The organism is Armatimonas sp. (assembly GCF_031410135.1).
Classification (GTDB): domain Bacteria; phylum Armatimonadota; class Armatimonadia; order Armatimonadales; family Armatimonadaceae; genus Armatimonas.
In genome coordinates this window covers 1-5,548 of record NZ_JANNYP010000419.1, presented here as the reverse complement: position 1 = coordinate 5,548, position 5,548 = coordinate 1, and the positions used below count along the sequence as shown (strand labels likewise).

The following is a 5,548-nucleotide window of genomic DNA, read 5'->3' as shown; positions in this document are numbered from 1 at the left end:
AGCTCACAACAACGCTGAAGCTTCTCGTAGACTTGCTCAGGCGGCAGATTCAGAAGCTGTTGTGGTGAGAGGGGGCAGAAGATAAACCAGCCCTCCAACTCCACGCCTGTTGCAGAACGAATGCCCGTCAGATGTGCCACGGGCTGAGGCGGCAGCTTCCGCAGTAGCTCGGCGAGAAGCGCATCGGGAAGATACTTTGCCACGGGAAACTTGCGGCTGAGATCCTTGCGGACATCTATGGGGTGAATGATGAAAGCAAATCGCTCCATACTCCCATTGTACCCGCAAACCGAATACCCCTAGGGTTTTCTCTCTTGGATACCTTGGGGAGTGATTCGAAGCCGTGTGCCTACTGAGTTGCGTACTGTCACCTCTGCCACAAAGTTTTTCCCACGTTGTTGCAATGTCAGAACCGGTCCGGCAAGGCACTGCTGTGCTTTAGTGAGTTGCTCTGTGCTCAGTCCGAGGTTTGATAGAGGGATAAGTGTTCCCTGCGGGAGACCTGCCGCTGAAGGGAGTGTTGCTTGAAGCGTACGGGCGATACTTTTTGCCTCGTCCAAACGTTGACTATCTGTACTTTGAATGGTGCCGCGGTGCATGACGCCAAACTTGCTCAAGAGAAAGTCTAGTGGCCACCAGGCAGCCTTTTCCAGCGAACCAAAGAATCCAAGGTTTTGCGAATAGGGAGCTAATGCCTTGGCACCAGAGGAGCCAAAAAAGGCGTTGTTTTGAGTTCCACCGCCCATCGCACCGCCTCCGTTGGTTTGAATCAGAGCCACCCAGACATCACGAGGGTTGTAGAACTGAATGGGGCCGGTACCTGTCTGCAGCCAGCGGTTCTGCTTGCCATTGCGATAGGTGCTACTCTGGAGGGAGCGGAGCTGATTATGGGGGCCTAGTTGGACGACGATACCATCGGGAAAGGCGATGTTCACAGTACCTGTTGCGTCTGTCGTGAGGGTGTCTCCCTGTGAGAAGGTCTGGCCAATAAAACTCGGGGAGGGAGGGCGCTTATTGCTGGCGATTTGTAGGATAACGCCTCCTTTGACCGCTACCACTGTCCCCGTGCTTTGTGTCAAGTCACGCCGGGCTCCGTCGAGGAGCAGGCCTGTGAGAATCAGCAGGCCGACGACTTTCCCGACCTGGCTGAGATAGTCACGGGCTGACTGACTCCGTATGCGTGTCAGGTAGTTATTCCAGTGGTTCTTTTCGTACTCCGCTGCATCTTGCAATAGGCTCATTCGGATCGCTCTCCTCGGTTTATTCTGAGTGTTCTGACACGATTAGTATGCCTTGGCCTTCAAAAGGTTGCAAACTTCCGAAAAAAACTTGCGATTTCTCCGAGAATAGCCTAGAATATACACTGCGTTTTTTGTGTCCGTATTTTTTAGAAACCCATGCCCCATAACGAAAATGAGCCGGTCTATGTCATCAGTGTAGCCGCCCGACTCGCCGGGCTGCCGTGCTGGGTTTTGCGCGTTCTGGATCAAGAGGAAATCGTTGTTCCTCGCCGGACGGACTCAAATCGGCGACTCTACTCCGATGCGGATATTGTCACGCTTGCGCGCGTTCGGCACTTGACCGAGGAGCGTAAAGTCAATATTGCCGGTGTCAAGGTGATCCTTGAGCTGGAGCTGGAGCGAGACGGGCCACAAGAGCGCACAGAAGGTAATTCGAAAAATGATCTATCCATCCCCCGACAAGATTGACAAGCAGGTTGACAGCAAGTATGCGCTGGTGATCCTGGCGGCCAAGCGTGCCAAGCAGCTCAAGGAGGGCAGTCGCCCTCGCCTTCCCACCGACTCCACCAACCCGCTGACAATCGCGCTAGAAGAGATCGCGGAGGGGAAAGTACAGTACAAGTTCGATGAGCAGTCCCTCGCAGGCCGTGAAGCCATCGCCGATCAGGAGGCCGTGGTCGGTGCACGTGATATCGAAGTGGACATGGATCCGCTGGCACTCCCCGACGATGAACTGGCACGTGCTGCCGCCGCCCTCGGAGCGGATATGGACGACAGCTTGCTCGGCGAGGACGAAGAAGCCAGTGACATGCTGGTGGACGAAGAACCCGAAGAGGAAGAGCCACTCATCCTCCCTGATGATGAGTCCGAAGGAACCGATATTTAAGCCTGGGGAAATGCAATAGCAATGGGCCGTATTGTCGGGATTGACCTGGGCACCACAAACTCTGTGGTAGCGGTCCTGGAGGCGGGCGAGCCGACGGTGATTACTCTCACCGAAGGCTCGCGCCTTTGTCCGTCTGTGGTTGGCTTTAGCCGCGACGGCGAGCGTGTGGTGGGACGGCTTGCCAAGCGGCAGGCCGTTGCTAACCCTGAGCAGACGTTTGCCTCAATCAAGCGCTACATGGGCTCCGATCATCGGGTCTTTGTGGAAGAGCGCGGCTACTCCGCCCCCGAGATCAGCGCGATGATTCTCCAGAAGCTTAAGGCCGATGCCGAAGCCTATCTCGGAGAACCCGTGGATCGCGCGGTGATCACGGTTCCTGCCTACTTCAATGATGGCCAGCGCCAAGCCACCAAAGACGCCGGGCAGATCGCGGGGCTGGAAGTCTTGCGTATTATCAATGAGCCCACCGCAGCCGCGCTGGCTTATGGCCTCAACAAGCATGAAAATGAGACGATTCTTGTCTGGGACTTGGGCGGTGGGACGTTTGATGTCTCCATTCTTGAGCTCAAAGACGGTGTCTTCGATGTAAAAGCCACCTGTGGCGATACCCGCCTGGGCGGCGACGACTGGGATAATGCCATTGTGGGCTGGCTAGCCGAAGAGTTTCAGCAAGAGTTTGGGATAGACCTTCTTAAAGACCGCTTGGCCCTCCAGCGCCTCAAAGAGGCGGCTGAGAAAGCCAAGATTGAGCTCTCCGCCATGTTGAACACGAGCATCAACCTGCCCTTTATCAGTGCAAACGACGAAGGTCCACTCCATTTGGAGCAGACCCTGGCACGCGCTAAGTTTGAGGTGCTTACCGCCGGTCTACGTGATAAAGTGCGCGACCCCACCTATCAAGTGCTCAATGATGCGCGTCTTGCACCACAACAGCTCCAGAAAATTGTGCTGGTCGGGGGGGCAACTCGCATGCCCGCGATCCAGGACATGGTGCGTGAGATCTTCCAGAAAGACCCTTTCAAGGGAATGAACCCCGATGAAGTGGTGGCTGCAGGAGCGGCGATTCAGGCGGGAATGCTCATCGGAGAGCTGACCGACTTAGTGCTGCTGGATGTGACACCGCTCTCGCTGGGAATCGAGACTTTGGGAGGCGTGATGACACGTCTCATCGCCCGAAATACTACTGTTCCCACCAGCCGCACCCAGAACTTTACCACCGCCACCGAAGGCCAGAGCGCGGTTGATATCCATGTACTTCAGGGGGAGCGCGAGATGGCCGTAGATAATAAGAGCCTCGGGCGCTTCTTACTGGAAGGAATCCCCCCCGCACCACGAGGCGTCCCTAAGATTGAAGTGCTTTTTGATATAGATGCCAATGGCATCTTGCATGTCTCTGCGAAAGATAGCACCACAGGGGCCGCTCAAAAAATTGTTGTCACCGCTGCCTCAGGGCTCTCGCAAGAAGAAGTTGAGCAGATGGTGCTGGCGGCAACAACGTATGCTGAGAGTGATCGTCAGCGACGGGCCGTACAGGAGGCTCGGAACCTTGCGGATGCGGCGCTCTATCATGCGGAGAAACAGCTTTTGATTGCACAGGCACTGCCTCAGGTGAGTGGGGAGCGAAAGCTTGCCATTCATGCGGCGATGGACACACTTCGGGTCGCCCTGCAAGGGGACAGTGACGAAGCTCTCGCAACGCACACACAGCAACTCAACGACCAGATGTATGCCCTTTCCGAAGCGATTTACTCTCGCCCGACACTTCCCCAAGAGCCGTCGGGAGCCGAGGAACAACCAGAAACAGAAATAGAAACAGGAGAGACAAATGGCCACTGAGAGTAAGCGAGACTACTACGAGGTTCTAGGGATCGCGCGGGATTCCTCCGCAGAGGACATCAAGAAAGCCTACCGACAGCTCGCTCGTAAGTTCCATCCCGATGTGAATCAGGGTGATGCGAATGCAGAAGATAAGTTTAAAGAAGTGGGAGAGGCCTACGAGGTGCTCTCCGATGCGCAGAAGCGTGGTGCCTACGACCGCTTTGGGCATGCGTCGTCGGGCGGCAGTGGCGGTGGCTTTGGCGGTGGTGGCTTTGATGGCTTCGGCGGTGGTGGTGGCCTCGATGACATTCTGAATGTGTTCTTTGGAGGCGGTGGCGGAGGGCGACGGCCCGGACCGCAGCGCGGTGAGGATCTTCGCTACGACATGGAAGTCTCTTTGGAAGAGGCGCTCCGTGGGGGCGAAAAGACGATCCAAGTGCCGCGTACGGAGAACTGTGAGACCTGTGGCGGAAATGGCGCGGCTCCGGGCACCAAGCCCGACACCTGTGTGCAGTGCGGCGGCACGGGCGCAACACGGCAAGTCCAGCAGACCATTCTGGGGACGGTGCAGACCAGTGTCACCTGTCCGCGCTGCCAAGGCCGTGGTCAGGTCGTCAAGAGCCCCTGTGGCGGCTGTGCCGGTCGTGGAAAGCTCCGCAAGACCCGTGAGCTAAAAGTGCCCATTCCACCCGGCGTGGACGATGGCATGCAGCTCCCGATCCGGGGTGAGGGGGAAGCGGGGACTCTGAATGGCCCGCCCGGTGATCTCTACATCTTCTTTGGGGTGAAAGAGCACGAGAAATTTGAACGAGATGGGATGGATCTCTACATCTCCCAACCCCTTACCTTTGTGCAGGCTGCTCTCAGTGACACGATCTCTGTCAGTACGTTGAGCGGTGACTCGGTGAACCTCACCATCCCCGAAGGCACACAGAATGGCACGCGCTTTAAGCTACGTGGCCACGGAATGCCCAATATCCGCAACCGCAACCAAAAAGGCGACCTGACGGTCGTGATTGCCGTTCAAGTGCCTACCAAGCTCTCCGAAGACGAGCGCAAGTCGCTGCGCCAGTTCGCCGAGCTACGCGGCGAAGTCGCGGGCCAGACTCCCGATCACCACGACTCAGGCAAAGGGCTCTGGGAGCGCATCAAACACGCCGTCAAAGGGGACTGATCGCCACCGGTTGAAAACCGGCGTCTGTAATGGCACTGTGTGCCGCAAAGCCCGTGCCGGGCTGAAGAGAGTTTGTTTAGCCCGGCACGGGCTTTGCGGCTGAGGAACGAAGCCACTGTAGACGCCTCATTCCATGAGGCGGCCATGAGCGGATTAGCGTCGCCGAAAGAATTGTCTACACAGAATCCGGGTCAATTCCTAGCTCACGGAGCTTGGCAGCGAGGCGATCACGCTCTTGCGAGAGTGTCGCGCCGTCTATAAAGCGGCGACCATTGGGATGGTAGATCTCTAGAGGGTGTTATGAACTCCATTGTGTGAATGGCGGCGCTCCAAGCAGTTTTCTGAGCATTAAGCAAGCAAAAGCAGCAAAATGAAGCCCCACAACGGTAGAAGCCAAACGCTCATAATCGCGGACAAGACGACGAAAAC

At 56.7% G+C, this 5,548-nt stretch carries 5 protein-coding genes and 2 pseudogenes; 4 read left to right on the top strand and 3 right to left on the bottom strand.

Going from position 1 to position 5,548, the window contains the following annotated elements; genetic code table 11:
• Nucleotides 1–269: pseudogene (locus tag RMO15_RS15480) on the bottom strand (shikimate dehydrogenase); the annotation flags it as partial.
• Between the two features lie 30 nt (nt 270–299).
• The gene (locus RMO15_RS15475) at nt 300–1,241 is read right to left on the bottom strand and encodes a hypothetical protein (protein ID WP_309714351.1); all 942 of its coding nucleotides are present in this window, start codon (nt 1,239–1,241) and stop codon (nt 300–302) included.
• A gap of 156 nt (nt 1,242–1,397) precedes the next feature.
• On the opposite strand from RMO15_RS15475, the gene RMO15_RS15470 reads away from it, so the two are divergent.
• Genes RMO15_RS15470 through dnaJ form a run of 4 tightly spaced genes read left to right on the top strand, consistent with a single transcriptional unit; the run spans nt 1,398 to nt 5,119 of the window.
• Entirely contained in the window at nt 1,398–1,709 is a 312-nt protein-coding gene (locus tag RMO15_RS15470; RefSeq protein WP_309714350.1) for a MerR family transcriptional regulator, read from the top strand.
• On the top strand, nt 1,681–2,127 hold the full coding sequence (gene rpoZ, locus RMO15_RS15465; RefSeq protein WP_309714349.1) for a DNA-directed RNA polymerase subunit omega: 447 nt from the start codon (nt 1,681–1,683) through the stop codon (nt 2,125–2,127). The genes RMO15_RS15470 and rpoZ overlap by 29 nt, the downstream gene beginning before the upstream one ends.
• A gap of 21 nt (nt 2,128–2,148) precedes the next feature.
• Nucleotides 2,149–3,963, top strand: a complete 1,815-nt coding sequence (dnaK, locus tag RMO15_RS15460; RefSeq protein WP_309714348.1) for a molecular chaperone DnaK — start codon at nt 2,149–2,151, stop codon at nt 3,961–3,963.
• Nucleotides 3,953–5,119 carry a molecular chaperone DnaJ gene (gene dnaJ, locus RMO15_RS15455; protein ID WP_309714347.1) on the top strand — a complete coding sequence of 389 codons (1,167 nt, stop codon included), beginning with the start codon at nt 3,953–3,955 and terminating at the stop codon, nt 5,117–5,119. The genes dnaK and dnaJ overlap by 11 nt, the downstream gene beginning before the upstream one ends.
• Nucleotides 5,120–5,417: 298 nt before the next feature.
• Here the strand turns inward: dnaJ and RMO15_RS33300 are convergent.
• Nucleotides 5,418–5,548 (bottom strand): annotated as a pseudogene (locus RMO15_RS33300) (IS5/IS1182 family transposase); the annotation flags it as partial.

Excerpts from the sequence above, each read along its gene's own strand:
- RMO15_RS15475 (WP_309714351.1), bottom strand. The coding sequence starts at position 1,241 with ATGAGCCTATTGCAAGATGCAGCGGAGTACGAAAAGAACCACTGGAAT.
- RMO15_RS15470 (WP_309714350.1), top strand. The coding sequence starts at position 1,398 with ATGCCCCATAACGAAAATGAGCCGGTCTATGTCATCAGTGTAGCCGCC.
- rpoZ (WP_309714349.1), top strand. The coding sequence starts at position 1,681 with ATGATCTATCCATCCCCCGACAAGATTGACAAGCAGGTTGACAGCAAG.
- dnaK (WP_309714348.1), top strand. The coding sequence starts at position 2,149 with ATGGGCCGTATTGTCGGGATTGACCTGGGCACCACAAACTCTGTGGTA.
- dnaJ (WP_309714347.1), top strand. The coding sequence starts at position 3,953 with ATGGCCACTGAGAGTAAGCGAGACTACTACGAGGTTCTAGGGATCGCG.